Source organism: Tessaracoccus zhenghani (genome assembly GCF_054552775.1).
Window position 1 is genome coordinate 939,794 of sequence record NZ_CM137275.1, and the last position, 16,042, is coordinate 955,835.

Here is a 16,042-nt window from a genome sequence, read left to right on the forward strand (position 1 = left end):
CGTCAAGGATCAGCTCCGGCCGGGCTGGTGGGCGTGCGCCTGGTGGCTGGCCTGCCGCTGCTGTTCGTTCCACACGGGGGTGGGCGCCGGCACCATGGCGAGGATGCGGTCCACCACCTCTGCGGTGCTGACGTTGTCCGCCACTGCGTCGAAGCCCAGCACGATGCGGTGGGCCATGACGTCCCTGGCCACTGCCTGGACGTCGGTGGGCAGCACGTAGTCGCGGCCGTTGATGAGGGCCAGCGCGCGGGCGGCGGCGACCAGGCCCAGCGTCGCGCGCGGCGAGCAACCGATCTGGATGACCCCCTCAAGGTCCGGCATGTTGAAATCTGCCGGGGTACGCGAGGCCAGCACCAGCCGCACGATGTACTCGGCGACGAGGTTGTGCACGAACACGTTGGAGGCCATGTCCTGGAGATGACGCACCAGGTCAGGGTTGAGGACTCGCTCCGCGACGGGCGGGCTGACGCTCATCCGGCGCAGAATCTCGAGTTCCTCATTGCCGCGCGGGTAGGGCACGTCGACCTTGACCAGGAAGCGGTCGCGCTGCGCTTCGGGCAGCGGGTAGACACCTTCGGATTCGATGGGGTTCTGAGTGGCGATCACGATGAACGGCTTCGGGGCCGGGTAGGTGACGCCGCCGATCGAGACCTGCTTCTCGGCCATGAGCTCGAGCATCGCCGACTGCACCTTGGCCGGCGCGCGGTTGATCTCGTCGGCGAGGACGAAGTTGACGAAGACGGGGCCGAGTTCGATCTCGAAGCTCTCCGCCTTGGCCGAGTAGATGCGCGTACCGACGATGTCGGACGGCACCAGATCCGGCGTGAACTGCACACGGGCGAAGTCGCCGCCCACGACCGTGGCGAACGAGCGCACCGCCAGGGTCTTGGCCACGCCCGGCACGCCCTCCAGCAGACAGTGTCCCTTGGCCAACAGGGCGACCATCAACTGCTGCACCATGTGCTCCTGGCCGACGATGACCCGCTGCACCTGACTGATCGCCTGGCCCAGCACCCTGGCCGCGTCAGCGACCGTCTCGGGCAACTGGGTGACTGCGGTCGGCTCGCTCACACGTGACTCCTTCTGGACGGGGATCCGCGCTCAACGATAGCGCTCCGGGGGAAGCACCAACTCTACGCAGACCACGCACGGCCGTCGACGCTGTTGCTTGTCTGAATGTGGTTCGATGGTCACGATGAGCGAGCACGACGACGCCGGCCCGGTGCAGGGTCCACCTCCCCCTCCGCCCGAGGAACGCGCGGAGGATGAGATGGTGCTCGCCGCGCACCATCCCCTCCGGGAGGAAGACCCGCCCAAGGTGGGCGACTTCTGGCTCGACGCCAGGCTGACCGCCACCCCGGCGGGCACCACCTTCGTCGCGCACGAGGACGGCGGCGACTCCGTCATGCTCCTCCTGCTCTCAGAGGGCGCGGCGCGCGACGCCGCGGCCCGGGCCCGGTTCTCCGGCGAGATCAACGCCATGCATATCGACACCGTCGTCGCCCGTGGCGGCGAGGATCAGGACGACGGCCGCACCGCCGTCCGGTACCGCAGCGAAGACGACGATCCGCACCTCGCCCATCTGCTGCCCCTGGCGCCGTGGGCTGCGCTGGCGTTCGACGGAACGCTCGCGGCCGTCGAGGAGGCGGACAGGGTGCTGCGCGCCGTCGATCTGTGGATGGCGCCGCCGCTGAGCCAGCCGGCGGGCCCCGACTACCGGTTGCACTGGATCGACAAGACCGGCCACGGCGCCACCCGGCTCTGGCCGCTGGCCTGGCCAGGTCGTCGCGACCGCGCCTCCTGGATCACCATCCTCGTGTCGTTCCTGGTGATGGCGCTGCTGTCGGCCCTGGCTCTCCTGATGGCGATCCTCGCCTTCCAGAACCAGCCCCCCGTCGACGCTCCCCCGCCCATCCCTTCGCCCGCGGAGGGCTCCGGCGAGGGGTCAGGCTCGCCTGATCCGGCGTCAGCCTCCCCCCAGTCCGGGGAGCCGCAGAGCAGCGAGCCGTCCAGCCCTTCACCCGGCAGCGACGGTGGGCCGTACAGCGACTCGCCCTCTATGGAGGTACCCAGCGACGGCGACTCCGGCCCCGGCGGCCCGAGCGTCAACCCGAAGCTCTGATGCGCCGGCCATGAGCCAGCCCTCCGCCTTCTCAGAGGCCCTCGAACGCCTGTCGCCGGGCTACTTCGCGCTCGTGATGGGGACCGGCATCGTCTCCATCGGCCTGCACGAGATCGGCCTGGAGGCGCTGTCGCTCGCGCTGCTCGTGATCGCCGCCCTCTCCTACGCCGCGCTCTGGGTGCTCTACGTGTGGCGCGCCGTGTCCCACCGTGCCGCGATGCTGCGCGACCTGCGCGGACCCGAGATGGCGTTCGCCTACTTCACCGTGGTCGCGGGCACCGACGTGCTCGCCGTCCGGCTCATGGCCGCCGGGTATGTCACCATCGCGCTGCCGCTGATCTTCCTAGGCGCGGTGCTCTGGTTCGTGTTCGGGTACGTGTTGCCGTGGCAGGTGTTGATGACCCGCGACGGCAAGCCCATCCTGGCCAGGACCAACGGCACCTGGTTCATCTGGGCGGTCGCCAGCCAGTCCCTGGCCATCGGCATGACCCGCATCATGCCGTTCTTCCCGAACGGGCAGGCGTGGATCGGGATTCTCGCCGTGCTGTCCTGGTCGGTCGGTGTGGCGCTGTATGCGGGCATCTCCATCCTCGTGCTCCTGCGCATCGTCCACTTCGGCATCACGCCGCGCGAGTTCGAGCCGCCCTACTGGGTGGCCATGGGCGCGATGGCGATCGCGGTCGTCGCGGGCAGCAACATCGTCGCCATGGATTCGACGCCCATGGTCGACGCGACCCGGACGCTGATCGCCGGCACCATCGCCATCTTCTGGAGCTTCTGCCTGTGGCTCATCCCGATCCTGGTCGGCGCCGGCTTCTGGCGGCATTTCGTGCACCGGGTGCCGCTGGTCTACGTGCCCACCTTCTGGTCGATCGTCTTCCCCGTCGGCATGTTCGCCGTCGCCTCGATCAACGTGGGCAGGGTCGACCGACTGCCGTTGGTGGAGGCCATCGGCACTGTGTTCCTGTACGTCGCGCTGGCGGTGTGGGCGGTCGTCTTCGTCGCCATGATGCGCAACGTGGTGATGGTGCTCCTGCCGAGGGCGCGGCCGGGACGGCCACGTGTTGGGCAGGGACAGGCGTAACTGAGTATCCTTCTTCCCCGAGGGGCATTAGCTCAGCCGGTTAGAGCAGCGGACTCATAATCCGCCCGTCGCGGGTTCAAGCCCCGCATGCCCCACCCTCAGGCCAGCGCTGCAGCCAGGTCCCGCAGCCAGGCAGCGACACCGTCGGGCCCCTCCGCCAGCACGTCGGCCTGGGCGGCCATCGCCGGCTGTTCCGCAGACCCGCTGATGACGGCGCAGGTGCTGAGACCCCCGTCGCGCAGTTCGCGAAGCACTTCAAAGGCCGGCAGGTCCCCCAGGTCGTCGCCGCACATCGCCACGACGGTGGCCCCGGTCTCGTCGACGAGGGCCAGGAGCGCGTCACCCTTGGTCAGCGCTGAAGCACGCAACTCAAGGACGTTGCGGCCGGGCTCCAGAACGAGCCCGTGCCGCGCAGCCACGACAGCCAGCTGCGGCTCCAGGAGCCGGAACGCCGCGTCAGGGTCTGCGCTGCGCCGCGTGTGCACGCCGAGCGCGCGGCCCTTGTCCTCCAGCACCACATCGTCGATGGTGCAGCCCGCGATGATCCGCTCCACCTCTGGGCGCGCCGCGGCGACGTTCTCGGGCACCGACGGCGGCGTCTCCTCGCCCGTGGCCGCATCCCAGCGCTCCGCGCCGTACTGGCCCAGGACCACCAGGTTGCCCAGCCCTTCGCGCTCCGCCAGGCGCCCAAGGCGTCGGACCACCGCGACCCCCCGTCCGGTGATGATCGCCACGTGCCCGAGCACGCCGCCCAGCCGGGCGAGGGCCCGGGCCGCGCCGTCGTGCATCCGGGAGTCCTCCGGGTCATCGACGATGGGGGCAAGGGTGCCGTCGAAGTCGAGGGCGAGCAGCACCCGGGACGGGTCTGCGGCGGCGGCGGAGAAGAAGCTCTGGGCATGATCGGTCACGGCATTCCAGGTCATGGCACCTACCTTGCCACGTCGGCGTTCTCGGGTCGCCCGACTCGTGTGACAACCGCACTCGGTAAGGTGATAGACGACCTAGGAGGAAAAATGTCCGAGCGCGCACGCTTCGTCGTTGTCGCCAACCGGCTCCCTGTCGACCGCATCACCGCAGATGACGGGAGCGTCGACTGGCGCACGTCACCAGGTGGCCTGGTCACCGCTCTCGAGCCCGTGATGCGCCGCATGGGCGGGGCATGGGTGGGCTGGCACGGCGCGTCGGGTGAGCGCGTCGCGCCCTTCGAACACGAGGGCTACTCCGTCGTGCCGGTACCCCTGAGCGCAGAGGAGTACGAGGAGTACTACGAGGGCTTCTCCAACGCCACCCTGTGGCCGCTGTATCACGACACCGTCGCCTTTCCTGAGTACCACCGCGAGTGGTGGGACGCCTACGTCACCGTCAACCGTCGATTCGCGGAGGCGACCGCTGAGGTGGCCGACGAGGGCGCCACCGTGTGGGTCCAGGATTACCAGCTTCAACTGGTCCCCAAGATGCTGCGCGAGCTGCGCCCGGATCTGCGGATCGGCTTCTTCCTCCACATCCCGTTCCCTCCCACCGAACTGTTTCAGCAGCTGCCGTGGCGCAGAGAGATCCTCGAGGGTCTCCTCGGTGCTGATCTGGTGGGCTTCCAGGTGCCGGGCGGCGCCCAGAATTTCCTGCGCCTCGTGCGTCAGCGCACCACCCACCGTGTGGAGCGCGACCGGGTGCGCGTCTCGGGATCGCGCGTGTGCACCGCCCGCGCCTACCCGATCTCCATCGACACGGAGGGCTTCGCGGCCCTGGCCCAGACGCCCGAGGTCATCGCCGAAGCCGAGGCCCTGCTGGAGGAACTAGGGCATCCCAAGCGGATCTTCCTGGGCGTGGACCGGCTGGACTACACGAAGGGCCTGCGGCAGCGCATCCGCGCCATGGGCGAACTCTTCGAGGAGGGCAGACTCGACCCGGCGGACACGGTCTTCCTGCAAGTGGCCACCCCGTCGCGCGAGCGCGTCGACGAGTACAGGCGGCTGCGCGACGATATCGATCTCCTGGTGGGGCGGATCAACTCCGAGGTTGGCGGCGTCGGTCGCCCGGCCATCTCCTATCTCCACGCCGGCTTCCCGCGCACGACGATGGCGGCCATGTACCGCATCGCCGACGTCATGGTCGTCACTCCGCTGCGCGACGGCATGAACCTCGTGGCCAAGGAGTACGTGGCGTGCCGCCCCGACACCAATGGCGCGCTGGTCCTCAGCGAGTTCGCCGGCGCGGCGCAGGAACTCAAGCAGGCCTACCTGGTCAATCCCTACGACCTCAACGGCATGAAAGAGGTCGTCATGCAGGCCGCGACGGACCCGGCCCGGGAACGCCAGCGGCGCATGCGGGCGTTGAAGAAGCAGGTGCACGGCAACACCATCGAGCACTGGGCCGACAATTTCCTGGGTGACCTCCAGAACACCGACGGCTGAAGCGGGTCAGTTCAGCGCCTCGAACTTGCGTGACCAGGCGGAGCGGATCGGGTTCGCGTCAGCCACGAGGGCATCGAAGCGGCGGTCAGCGATGTTGGCCACCTCGCCCACGGTCTTGTGCAGTTCGCGTTCCGGCGAGGCCTCCACGCGCACCCAACTCTGCTCCACCACGGAGTCGAGCGTGGTGGTCGCGTTGAGCGACACCACGAGCGGGAGGCCGAACTTGTCCTGGTACGCGTGCGACACGGCCATGAGACTCTGCCGGTCGTGGTCGTCCATCCTGTCTGCGGCCAGCGACCCGGTCTCGGTGAGCGCGGCGATGTCCGACGGCGTGTGACCAGGGTCCTCGTCGAGGAGGAGGTCGGCGATGTCGCGGTACCTGAGGATCAGGCTCCGCTGTTGGTCGGGGGTGCCGCTCATCAGCGAGTTCTGGAAGGCTGCCCGCAGGTCGGCCGTAGAGTTGAACGGACGCGACTGGTACGCGGCACGGATGGGCCAGGTCTCTTCCGGATAGAGGCTGCGGAAGGTCTCGACGAAACGTTCCTCGTCCATGGCGTTGATCTGCTCCAGGTTGAGCGGGCTCCTGCCTGAGGTCGCGACGTCCGGGCCCAGGCGGCGGCCGATGTGGAAGAACAGCAGGTTGAGCACGATCGCGGTGATCGCGCCGATCGTGACGCCGGAACCGAAGAAGATGTGGAGCCACCCGGGCACAGCCTGGGCAACGGAGGGCTGCAGGGTGACGAGCATCGCCAGCGCCAGCGAGGTGGAGACGATGACCTGGTTGCGGTTGTCGTGCAGGTCGGCCTTGCCCAGCGTCTGGATGCCGACGAAGGCCACGTTGGCGAACATGGCCAGGGAGGCACCGCCCAGAACCGGTCCGGGGATGGCCGCGACGATGGCGCCTGCCTTCGGGAGGAGGCCCAGGATGATCATGAACACGCCGGCCACGGCGACAACCCAGCGCGACTTCACGCGGGTGAGGCGCACGAGGCCGACGTTCTGCGCGAAGCAGGTGTAGGGGAACGAGTTGAGGACACCGCCCAGCGCGGTGGACAGGCCGTCGGCGCGCAACGCGGCGGCGATGTGCTTCGGGGTGATGCGCTTGCCGACGACCTCACCGGTGGCGAACACGTCACCGGTGGTCTCGACGGCCGTGATGGCCATCACGATCAGCATGGAGACGATCGCGGCGAAGGTGAACTTGGGCATCCCGAACCAGAACGGGGTGGTCACGCCCACCCAGGAGGCGTCGGCCACGTGGGTGAACGAGGTGTCGCCCAGGATGACGGCGACAACCGTACCCAGGACCAGACCCATGAGGACGGCGACGGTGGCCATGAAGCCCTTGAAGAAGCGCTGCATCAGCACGATCACGCCGAGCGTGGCCAGCGCGTAGGCCAGGTTGCGTGTCAATTCCGCCCCTGCGGCGTTCCCGCCGCCGGCACCGCGGACGATGTCGCTGGCCGCCACGCCGATGAGGGTGGTGCCCATCACGGTCAGGAGGGTGCCGGTGACCACCGGCGGGAAGAAGCGGATGAGCTTGGAGAAGTAGGGGGCGACGAAGAACGTGGCCAGACCGGCGACGATGATGGAGCCGTAGATCTCCGGCAGGCCCTCCCTGCCACCGCCGGCGGCCAGGCCGATGGCGATGATCGGCGACACGGCCGTGAACGTCACGCCTTGGATGAGCGGGAGCCGCACGCCCACCTTCCAGAAGCCGACGGACTGGATGATCGTCGCGATGCCGCAGGTGAACAGATCGGCGTTGATCAGGTGGATGAGGTCCTGGGTGGACAGGTCCAGCGCGCCGGCGATCACGATGGGGACGATCACCGCGCCGGCGTAGAACGCCAGGACGTGCTGCAGGCCGAGGACGGCCAGCTTGGGCCCCGGTGGAACCTGGTCAACGGGGTGGACGCGGCGCTCCAGCGTGGCGGCGGACATGGGCTGCTCCTGTCACGAAAAATCGACTTGCTAAAGCTACCCCCAGCCCCTCCGATTCGCCATCCGGCAGAGTCATCTGCTAACGTTCTTCATCGCGTGGTCATCCACTGACCACCGGTCCCTGGTAGCTCAATTGGCAGAGCATCTGACTGTTAATCAGAGGGTTACTGGTTCGAGTCCAGTCCGGGGAGCTAGAGCAAACACGCTCTGACAAGCTGAACGGCCCTTCCAAGCTCCATTGGAGGGGCCGTTCTTTTTGGCCAACCTCGCGACTCCTCTAGGGGTTCTCGTGGTGCGGCATGCCCACCGGCTTGGATTCCGGGGAGTTCCGCTGCCGGAGGAACACCGCGAAGATCGCCATGGACCCCACTGCAAGGAACTCGGACTGCCAGTTCTGGAACGTCCTGCTCCAGAACTCCGGTTGGAGGAGGTAGTCACCCAGGCTGAGCGGATCGAGCAGGTCGCGCAGGCGTTCCTCGTTGTAGGCGACACGACCAGCCACCGCCTGAGCAGCCCAGGACAACACGAAGATGGCGAACATCACGATGGTCAGCGACATCGAGAACACGCTGGTACGCCACCCGCCGACCCGGGCAAGCTGCGGCGAGTCAGGCCGGGCGAACTCCCCCACCATCTCCTCCGAGTCGTCGTGCGGCCCCATCTCCTGGGGCGGCTTGGACTCCGACGAACCCCGCTGGACCAACCAGACGGTGAGCAGGATGAAGAGCGTGAACTGGAGGTACTCGGACTGCCAGTTCTCCGCCACGTCGACGGCGAACGAAGAGGACGTCAGGTAGCGCCACATGTCGATCTCGGCCAGGCCCGCCGTGCGGGCCTCCAGGTTGTAGTGGGCCTGACCGGCGAAGGCCTGGCCGATCAGCGCGAGCAGCAGCAGGATGCCGAAGCCGATGGACAGGGAGTTGTCGCGCAGCGCGGACTGGACTCGTGGATCCTTCACCGTGCCACCGCCGCAATGATGAAGACGGCGAGCAGCCCCAGCAGGATGAACAGCAGGTACGTCCAGAACACAACCCTCGCGAGAATCATGCCTTCACCTCACACTCGTACGGCCAGGCGGGATCCGCCTCTTCACGGACGCATCCCGCTGCGGTCACCAGCCAGCCCTCAGGGAACCGCGCCAGGAACACGACGTCATCCGCGAGTCGCACCTGGGCGCTCTCACCCGCGACCTCCCCGCCCTCCACGTCAGAGGCCGAGGGCAGCCCCAGTTCCTCAAGGACTGCGGCGCAATCGGTGCCCGAGTCCTTCTCCACGCTCTTGCGGGTCTCCGGCGCGAGCATCTCGCACGCCTCCGCCGGAGTGGCTCCCACGAAGGCGCGGGCGGCGTCTTCCACCTCGCCCTCGCGGGCGTCGGCCGAGCAGCCGGCCACTGCCAGACCGGCGATCACCACAGCGGCCATCCAGTTTCTTGCCACGAGTTCAACCTCCTCGAGACAGCGGGGCCCATATCCGGGTGAACCCGTCCGAGAAAGCCGACAGTAGTCCCGGACAGGTGCTTCGAATCACACCCTTGTGGGCTACGACAGTAGGCTTCGCCCATGGCCAAGAAGCAGCACGGCGGCACGGGCACGCCCGCCACCAGCGCCCTGGACCAATCGAAAGTGCCCTACACCATCCACACCTACGACCACGATCCCGCCTCACCCTCCTACGGTCTCGAAGCAGCGGAGGCGCTGGGCAGGCCGGCCGAGGAAGTGTTCAAGACGCTGCTCGTCGATACCGGCGCGGGGCTCGCCGTCGGGGTGGTCCCGGTCCATCTGCAACTGGACCTGAAGGCGCTCGCGGGCGCCCTGGGGGTCAAGCGCCTCACCATGGCCGCTCCTCCCGCGGCCGAACGCTCCAGCGGGATGGTGGTCGGGGGCATCTCCCCCATCGGTCAGCGCAAGGCACTGCCCACGGTGCTCGACGCGTCGATGCAGGGCAGGGCCACAGTGCTGGTCAGCGGCGGACGACGCGGCCTGGACGTCGAACTCGCCCCTGCTGACCTGGCGCGCCTCACCGGGGCCACCTTCGCTGCCATCGCCAGGTGAGCCACCGGGCCCGGCCGCTAGCCTGTCCACCATGGCCTGGTCAGACATCTTCCCCTTCATGGGCGTGTCCATCCGCTGCGGTGACCTCACGCTCAGCGCGATGACGCCCGACGACGTGCCGGCGCTGCTCGCCGTCGCGGGCCGCGGCATCGTGCCGGACGGTTCCGGCTACCCGTTCCTCACCGACTGGGCACTGCTCCCGAAGGACCAGCGGGAGCTGAGTTCCACGCAGTTCTACTTCTCGAGGTGGAGCACCGCCCACCCCGGACGGTTCGAACTCCTCATGGTGGCGCGTCAGGGAGACAGGGTGCTGGGCGCCCAGGACCTTCGGGCGGCCGACTTCGCGGTGCGCCGCACGGGCTCCACCGGCTCCTGGCTGGGCCGAGAGTTCCACGGCCGCGGCATCGGCACCCGCATGCGTCAGATGATCTGCGCCTTCGCCTTCGACGAACTCGGCGCCGTCGAGATGCGCACCGAGGCCTACGCCGACAACCCGGCGTCGAACAGGGTGAGCCAGAAGACCGGCTACCGGGAGTTCGACCGCGCCCGCGTCAACCGCCTGGGCGAGGCCGCCACCGAGGTGCGCTACAAGCTCACCAGGGAACAGCTGACGAGGCCGGAGGAGCCGATCAGCCACGGCGGCGGCCAGGCGCTACGCCGATTCCTCGGCATCTCCTGGGTCAGCCCGCGATGAGGCGTTCGTAGTCGTCGCGCAGCTCGCCGGGCGGAACCTCGTTCCATACGACGGCCAGCTTGCGGTCCTCGCCGAAGCCGAGGATGTAGCTGCCGTGATCCACCTCATAGCCACCGGACGGCAACTGCTTGCCCTCAGCGATGTCGATGCCGAGGCTCAGCGCGGCAGGCTTGATCAGGTCGAGGCTGCCGGTGAGCCCGATGAAGGACTCGTCCACCCGGCGCAGGTACTCCTTCAGCGCCTCGGGGGTGTCACGGGCCGGGTCCGTCGTCACGACGATGAGCGTGATGTCATCGACGATCTCAGGCGGGAGCCGGCGCTTGGCCGTGGCCATGTCCGCCATGATGCCGGGGCACACGTCGGGGCAGTTGGTGTACCCGAAGAAGAGGGCCAGGGCCTTGGTGGTGACGTCCGTGGCCAGGTTGAACGGGTTGCCGTCCTGGTCCGTCAGGGTCACGTCCGGAACGGGGTTGCCCCCGCCGGACAGGTGCGTGCCGTGCCACTCGCCCGCCCCGTCGATCTCGGCCGCAGGCCCGTTCGCACCGGGGCTACAGGCGGCCAGCAAGACAGTGGCACCGGCGCCGAGGAAGAGACGCCGTCCTATCACCGGCGAGCCCGCTCGACGCCCGCCGCCAGGTCGTCGGCCAGCGCCCGGAGCTTCTGCAGGTCCCCGTGCATGTCCAGCCCGTCCGACGACATGCACTTCACCAGTGCCGAACCGACGATCACCAGATCCGCGAAGCTGCCGATCTCGGCCGCCTGGTCCCCATCGCTGACGCCCAGGCCGATGCCGATGGGCAGCGACGGATCAACGGCGCGGGCGCGCTCGACGATCACCGGGGCTGCATCGGAGGTCTGGCTCCGCACGCCGGTCACGCCCATGACGGACGAGGCGTAGACCCAGCCGCGGCAGGACTCCATGGTGAGCGCGATCCGCTCGTCGGTGGATGAGGGGGCGATCAGGAAGACCCTGTCCACGTCGTGCGCGTCCGAGGCCTCGAACCACTCCGGGCAGTCGTCCGGCGGCAGGTCCGGCGTGATGACGCCCGCTCCGCCGGCCGCCGACAGGTCCCGGGCGAACGCGTCCACCCCATAGGCCTCAACGAGGTTCCAGTAGGTCATGACCATCGGCGTGGCACCGGCCGATGCCACGGCTTCGACGGCGAGGAAGGCGTCCCTGGTGCGGACGCCGCGCGCGCGGGCCTTGGTGGTGGCGTGCTGGATGACCAGCCCGTCCATCAACGGATCCGAGTACGGGATGCCGATCTCGACGATGTCGGCGCCACGGCCCTGCGTCCCCTCGACGATGGCCTTCACCACCGACAACGAATCCGGCACCGTGGGGTAGCCCACCGGGTAGTAGCCCACCAGCGCCGGGCGTCCCTCATCGAGGCAACGGGCGACGGTGGCACCGGATTTACCGAGGCGCTTGGGGTCTGTGAACTGGCTCATTCGAACGCTCCCACCGTGACATCAGGCTTCCCTGACAGGCCGAAATACTCGAACGCGGTGGCCACATCCTTGTCGCCGCGCCCGGAAAGGCACACGAGGATCGACGGCGTCGCGGACGGATCCTGCTGCGCCAACTGCCGGCCGAGCCGCAGCGCCCCGGCCAGGGCGTGCGCCGACTCGATGGCCGGGATGATGCCCTCCGTGCGGGTCAGCAACTTGAAGGCTTCCATGGCCTCCGCGTCGGTGACCGGCTCGTAGACGGCGCGGCCCGTGTCTGCCAGGTGGGCGTGCTCGGGGCCGACACCCGGGTAGTCGAGGCCTGCGGAGATCGAGTGCGACTCGATGGTCTGCCCGTCCCCGTCCTGAAGCAGGAAGGTGCGTGCACCGTGCAGCACTCCGGGGGTGCCGGCGGTGATGGTCGCGGCGTGACGTCCGGTCTCGATGCCGTCGCCCTCTGCCTCGAAGCCGTACAGGCCGACGCCCTCGTCGCCGATGAACTCGTAGAACATGCCGATGGCGTTGGAGCCGCCACCGACGCAGGCCGCCACGTAATCCGGCAGGCCGCCGTGGTCGTCAAGCATCTGCTGGCGGGCCTCGACGGAGATGATGCGCTGCAGTTCACGCACCAGGTACGGGAACGGGTGCGGGCCGCCGACGGTGCCGATGAGGTAGTGCGTGTGGTCCACCGTCGTCACCCAGTCGCGCATGGCCTCATTCATCGCGTCCTTGAGCGTGCGCGAACCCGCCGCGACCGCGTAGACCTCGGCACCGAGCAGCTGCATGCGGGCCACGTTCAGCGCCTGGCGCTGCGTGTCCACCTCACCCATGTAGACGCGGCACTCGAGCCCCAGCAGCGCCGCCGCGGTGGCGGTGGCCACCCCGTGCTGGCCTGCGCCCGTCTCTGCGATCACGCGGGTCTTGCCCATGCGCTTGGTCAGCAGCGCCTGGCCCAGGACGTTGTTGATCTTGTGGGCGCCGGTGTGGTTCAGGTCCTCGCGCTTGAGCAGGATGCGGGCGTTGCCCGCGTGCTTCGAGAACTCGTCGGCGACCGTGATCGGCGTGGGCCGGCCGGCGTAGTCGCGCTGCAACCTGGCCAGTTCGGCGTGGAACGTCGGGTCCGCCCAGGCCTCGTCGAACGCGACGATCAGTTCGTTCAGCGCCGCTTGGAGTGCTTCGGGCACGAAACGGCCACCGAAGCGGCCGAAGTGTCCCCGGGAATCGGGAAGGCTCATCAGTGCATTGCCCTTTCTGCAGCGGCCATGAAGCCGCCGATGGCGTGGGTGGGGTCGCCGTGCTTGACGAGCGCCTCGCCCACGAGGATGACGTCGGCCCCCTCGGCCGCGACGCGAGCGACGTCGTCGGCGGACAGGATCCCCGACTCCGCCACCTTCACGGCGGCATCGCCGATGCGTTCAGCCAGGCCGCCGAAGGTGGCCAGGTCGACATCGAGGGTCTTCAGGTTCCGGTTGTTGACGCCGATGAGGCCGGCCCCGACGGCGAGCGCCCGGTCCACCTCCTCGGCGGTGTGGGTTTCGACCAGCGCGGTCATGCCGAGCTCTGCGGTCAGCCCCAGGAAGCGGGTGAGTTCCTCGTCTGTGAGCGACGCGACGATCAGCAGCACCAGGTCTGCACCGTGCGCGCGGGCCTCGTGGAACTGGTACTCCTCCACCATGAAGTCTTTGCGCAGCACCGGGATGCGCACGCGCTCACGCACGGCGTCGAGATCTGCCAGCGAACCGTTGAACCGGTGCTTCTCCGTGAGCACGGAGATGGCAGCGGCGCCGCCCGCCTCGTAGGAGGCGGCGAGCGCGGCGGGATCCGTGATCACGGCGAGGTCGCCCTTGGACGGCGACTTGCGCTTGACCTCGGAGATCACGGCGAGTTCCGGCGCGCGGAAGCGGGGCATCGGGTCGAGCGCCGGCGCTGCCTGCTGGGCGGCGCGAATGACCTCGTTGATGGAGGTGCGGGCCTTGCGTTCCTCGAGGTCTCGCCGGACTCCGGCGATGATGTCGTCGAGGACGGTCACGGCTGACCCAGACCCATGGCCTTCATGATCATGGTGGTCAGTGCCCCGACGAGAATCACGGCTGCACCGACGATGACCCAGAGCCACGCCGGGCCCAGCATGGCGGCCACGCAGGCGATGGTGAAACCGACAGCGGTCAGCACCGATCCGGTCCAGGCGGCAGGGCTCCGGCCGTGGTGGTAGTACTTCGGGGTACGTGCCATGTGCGCGACCTTTCTCTGAACGAGGGGGGTTCAGCCCCCGAGCCTACCCTCTATCAGTCGGGTCGGCACCGTCGTCCATCGCCTTCCAGAGGTCCTCCGGCTGCTCCGGCGACTGCACTTTCGGGCGGCGCCGGGGCTTCCAGAACCAGAAGAGCAGCGCGCCCGAGGCCAGCACCCCGAGGATGGGCCAGATGACCTCGGTCATGCCGTCGCCATGGCTTCTGCTCGCCCGATCGCCGCGATGACGGCGCGCGCCTTGTGGGAGCACTCGGCATCCTCCGTCTCCGGTACCGAATCCGCCACGACGCCGGCGCCGGCCTGGACATAGGCGACACCGTCGGCCAGCACCGCGGTACGGATGGCGATGGCCACGTCCGAGTTGCCGGCGAAGTCGAAGTAGCCCACCACTCCCCCGTACAGGCCCCGCCGCGAGACCTCCAGCCGGTCGATGATCTCCATGGCCCGCACCTTGGGCGCGCCCGACAACGTGCCGGCCGGGAAGCAGGCCAGCGTCGCGTCGAGGGCGGTGCGGCCCGCCTCCACCCGGCCGGAGACCGCGGCCTCCAGGTGCATGATGTGGCTGTAGCGGCGCACGTTCATGAACTCGTGGACGGTGACCGAACCGGCTTCGCAGATGCGGCCCAGGTCGTTGCGGCCCAGGTCCACGAGCATCAGGTGCTCTGCCTTCTCCTTGGGGTCTGCCAGCAGCTCCTCCGCCATCTGGCGGTCCTCCTCCGGCGTCCGGCCCCGGGGCCGCGAACCGGCGATGGGCCGCGTGGTGGCCACGCCGTCCTGCACCGTGACGAGCGCCTCCGGGCTGGAGCCGACGATGTCGAAGCCCGGCAGACGCATCAGGTACAGGTAGGGGCTGGGGTTGGTGAGGCGCAGGGCGCGGTACACCTCGAACGCGTCCGCGCTGGTGGGGATGTCGAAGCGCTGCGACACGACGATCTGGAAGGCCTCGCCCGCACGGATCTCGTCCTTCACCTCGTCCACCATCGCGCGGAACTCCTCCGACGAGCGTTGCCGCTGGACCTCGGGCGTGCGCGGTTCGCCCTCCTGGCACACCAGCGCGACGCGGGGCTGGCGCACCTGCTCCGCCATGGTCTCGACGGCGGCCACCGCGTCGTAGTAGGCGCGCTCCGCACCCTCCGGGGTGCCGTCGTAGTTGATGGCGTTGGCGATGAGCCAGAGTTCGCCGCGGTGGTGGTCCAGCACGGCCAGTTCGGAGCTGAGCATCATGACCAGCTCCGGCAGTTCAAGCTCGTCGACGGTGGTCTCAGGCAGCTTCTCGAGCCGGCGCACCACGTCGTAGCCCAGGTAGCCCACCATGCCCGCGTGGAACGGCGGCAGGCCGGGGGTCGCCGGGGTGGCCAGCTCCGCCAGGGTTTCGCGGAGGACGACGAGCGGGTCGCCGTCGGCGGGGATGCCCACCAGCTCGCGGCCGATCCAGGCGGCCTGGCCGTCGCGTTCGGTGAGCATGGCGGCAGAGCGCACGCCCACGAAGGAGTAGCGCGACCAGACACCCGCGTCTGCGGATTCGAACAGGAACGTTCCCTCCCGGGCGCCGCACAGCGCCTGGTAGAGCGCGACGGGGGTGAGATCGTCCGCGAGCAGCTTGGCGTGCACGCTGATGACGCGACGATGGTTGGCGAGTTCGACGAACTCATCGAGCGTGGGAGAGACGATCACTGTGCGGTGTCCTGAGCGGTCAGAGGGGTGAAGAAGCAGGTGCGGTTGCCGGTGTGGCAGGCGGCGCCGGTCTGGCGCACGGTGAGCAGGACGGTGTCGCCATCGCAGTCGACGGCCACGCTCTCGACGGCCTGGTGGTGTCCGGAAGTCTCCCCCTTGACCCAGAATTCCTGCCTGGACCTCGACCAGTAGGTGGCCCTGCCGGTGGTGAGGGTGCGGCGCAGCGCCTCCTCGTTCATCCAGGCCATCATCAGGACCTCGCGGGTCTCTGCGTCCTGGGCGATGGCGGGCACCAGCCCGTCGGAGTTGTAGGTCACAGTCGGCATGCGCATCATTGTGCCGCACGTGTCCGAACCCCCTCCT

Annotated in this window: 18 protein-coding genes and 2 tRNA genes; 7 read left to right on the forward strand and 13 right to left on the reverse strand. The window is 68.7% G+C overall.

Features of this window, described 5'->3' with window-relative positions; translation table 11 throughout:
- Window positions 1–9: 9 nt before the first annotated feature.
- The gene (locus ACX1DX_RS04535) at window positions 10–1,071 is read right to left on the reverse strand and encodes an AAA family ATPase (protein ID WP_182763478.1); all 1,062 of its coding nucleotides are present in this window, start codon (window positions 1,069–1,071) and stop codon (window positions 10–12) included.
- A 124-nt stretch (window positions 1,072–1,195) separates the two neighbouring features.
- Between ACX1DX_RS04535 and ACX1DX_RS04540 the strand changes: the two genes are divergently transcribed.
- The 3 genes from ACX1DX_RS04540 to ACX1DX_RS04550 all read left to right on the forward strand — a co-directional run bounded on the left by ACX1DX_RS04540 (window position 1,196) and on the right by ACX1DX_RS04550 (window position 3,301).
- Window positions 1,196–2,122, forward strand: coding sequence for a hypothetical protein (locus tag ACX1DX_RS04540; RefSeq protein WP_459397775.1), 927 nt, complete (start codon window positions 1,196–1,198; stop codon window positions 2,120–2,122).
- 10 nt (window positions 2,123–2,132) lie between these two features.
- On the forward strand, window positions 2,133–3,206 hold the full coding sequence (locus tag ACX1DX_RS04545; protein ID WP_459397776.1) for a tellurite resistance/C4-dicarboxylate transporter family protein: 1,074 nt from the start codon (window positions 2,133–2,135) through the stop codon (window positions 3,204–3,206).
- 21 nt (window positions 3,207–3,227) lie between these two features.
- Window positions 3,228–3,301: transfer RNA gene (locus ACX1DX_RS04550), tRNA-Ile, on the forward strand.
- Window positions 3,302–3,304: 3 nt separating this feature from the next.
- On the opposite strand, the gene otsB is transcribed toward ACX1DX_RS04550, so the two are convergent.
- Window positions 3,305–4,129, reverse strand: a complete 825-nt coding sequence (gene otsB / locus ACX1DX_RS04555; protein WP_459397777.1) for a trehalose-phosphatase — start codon at window positions 4,127–4,129, stop codon at window positions 3,305–3,307.
- Between the two features lie 90 nt (window positions 4,130–4,219).
- Between otsB and ACX1DX_RS04560 the strand changes: the two genes are divergently transcribed.
- Window positions 4,220–5,617 (forward strand): alpha,alpha-trehalose-phosphate synthase (UDP-forming), encoded by a 1,398-nt coding sequence (locus ACX1DX_RS04560; RefSeq protein WP_182763482.1) that lies wholly within the window; start codon window positions 4,220–4,222, stop codon window positions 5,615–5,617.
- Window positions 5,618–5,623: 6 nt separating this feature from the next.
- Here the strand turns inward: ACX1DX_RS04560 and pbuX are convergent, their stop codons facing one another.
- On the reverse strand, window positions 5,624–7,561 hold the full coding sequence (gene pbuX, locus ACX1DX_RS04565) for a PbuX/PucJ/PucK family nucleobase permease (RefSeq protein ID WP_459397778.1): 1,938 nt from the start codon (window positions 7,559–7,561) through the stop codon (window positions 5,624–5,626).
- A gap of 118 nt (window positions 7,562–7,679) precedes the next feature.
- Here pbuX and ACX1DX_RS04570 point away from each other — a divergent pair.
- Window positions 7,680–7,752 (forward strand) — tRNA-Asn (locus tag ACX1DX_RS04570).
- An 86-nt stretch (window positions 7,753–7,838) separates the two neighbouring features.
- Here ACX1DX_RS04570 and ACX1DX_RS04575 read toward each other — a convergent pair.
- Window positions 7,839–8,519 (reverse strand): DUF6766 family protein, encoded by a 681-nt coding sequence (locus ACX1DX_RS04575; protein ID WP_182765617.1) that lies wholly within the window; start codon window positions 8,517–8,519, stop codon window positions 7,839–7,841.
- Between the two features lie 85 nt (window positions 8,520–8,604).
- On the reverse strand, window positions 8,605–8,997 hold the full coding sequence (locus ACX1DX_RS04580) for a hypothetical protein (protein WP_182765616.1): 393 nt from the start codon (window positions 8,995–8,997) through the stop codon (window positions 8,605–8,607).
- 123 nt (window positions 8,998–9,120) lie between these two features.
- On the opposite strand from ACX1DX_RS04580, the gene ybaK reads away from it, so the two are divergent.
- Together ybaK and ACX1DX_RS04590 are read left to right on the forward strand one after the other, a co-directional pair.
- Window positions 9,121–9,612 (forward strand): Cys-tRNA(Pro) deacylase, encoded by a 492-nt coding sequence (ybaK, locus tag ACX1DX_RS04585; protein ID WP_182763486.1) that lies wholly within the window; start codon window positions 9,121–9,123, stop codon window positions 9,610–9,612.
- Window positions 9,613–9,643: 31 nt separating this feature from the next.
- Window positions 9,644–10,306: a GNAT family N-acetyltransferase gene (locus ACX1DX_RS04590; protein WP_459397779.1), complete on the forward strand. Its 663-nt coding sequence runs from the start codon at window positions 9,644–9,646 to the stop codon at window positions 10,304–10,306.
- On the opposite strand, the gene ACX1DX_RS04595 is transcribed toward ACX1DX_RS04590, so the two are convergent.
- From ACX1DX_RS04595 to hisI, 8 genes are read right to left on the reverse strand one after another with little or no spacing between them, the layout of a single operon-like run.
- Complete coding sequence (locus tag ACX1DX_RS04595) at window positions 10,293–10,913, reverse strand: SCO family protein (protein WP_459397780.1); 621 nt, start codon at window positions 10,911–10,913, stop codon at window positions 10,293–10,295. The genes ACX1DX_RS04590 and ACX1DX_RS04595 overlap by 14 nt on opposite strands.
- On the reverse strand, window positions 10,910–11,758 hold the full coding sequence (trpA, locus tag ACX1DX_RS04600) for a tryptophan synthase subunit alpha (protein ID WP_076058603.1): 849 nt from the start codon (window positions 11,756–11,758) through the stop codon (window positions 10,910–10,912). The genes ACX1DX_RS04595 and trpA overlap by 4 nt, the downstream gene beginning before the upstream one ends.
- Window positions 11,755–12,990 (reverse strand): tryptophan synthase subunit beta, encoded by a 1,236-nt coding sequence (gene trpB / locus ACX1DX_RS04605; RefSeq protein WP_459397781.1) that lies wholly within the window; start codon window positions 12,988–12,990, stop codon window positions 11,755–11,757. Before trpB ends, trpA begins: the two co-directional genes overlap by 4 nt.
- A complete protein-coding gene (trpC, locus tag ACX1DX_RS04610) occupies window positions 12,990–13,784 on the reverse strand; it encodes an indole-3-glycerol phosphate synthase TrpC (RefSeq protein ID WP_459397782.1) in 795 nt (264 codons plus the stop codon). The genes trpB and trpC overlap by 1 nt, the downstream gene beginning before the upstream one ends.
- The gene (locus ACX1DX_RS04615) at window positions 13,781–13,987 is read right to left on the reverse strand and encodes an HGxxPAAW family protein (RefSeq protein WP_076058596.1); all 207 of its coding nucleotides are present in this window, start codon (window positions 13,985–13,987) and stop codon (window positions 13,781–13,783) included. Before ACX1DX_RS04615 ends, trpC begins: the two co-directional genes overlap by 4 nt.
- A gap of 43 nt (window positions 13,988–14,030) precedes the next feature.
- Window positions 14,031–14,192 carry a Trp biosynthesis-associated membrane protein gene (locus tag ACX1DX_RS04620; protein WP_158069024.1) on the reverse strand — a complete coding sequence of 54 codons (162 nt, stop codon included), beginning with the start codon at window positions 14,190–14,192 and terminating at the stop codon, window positions 14,031–14,033.
- Window positions 14,189–15,679, reverse strand: a complete 1,491-nt coding sequence (locus ACX1DX_RS04625) for an anthranilate synthase component I (protein WP_245243920.1) — start codon at window positions 15,677–15,679, stop codon at window positions 14,189–14,191. Before ACX1DX_RS04625 ends, ACX1DX_RS04620 begins: the two co-directional genes overlap by 4 nt.
- Entirely contained in the window at window positions 15,676–16,005 is a 330-nt protein-coding gene (gene hisI / locus ACX1DX_RS04630; protein WP_370585844.1) for a phosphoribosyl-AMP cyclohydrolase, read from the reverse strand. The genes ACX1DX_RS04625 and hisI overlap by 4 nt, the downstream gene beginning before the upstream one ends.
- Window positions 16,006–16,042 lie beyond the last annotated feature (37 nt).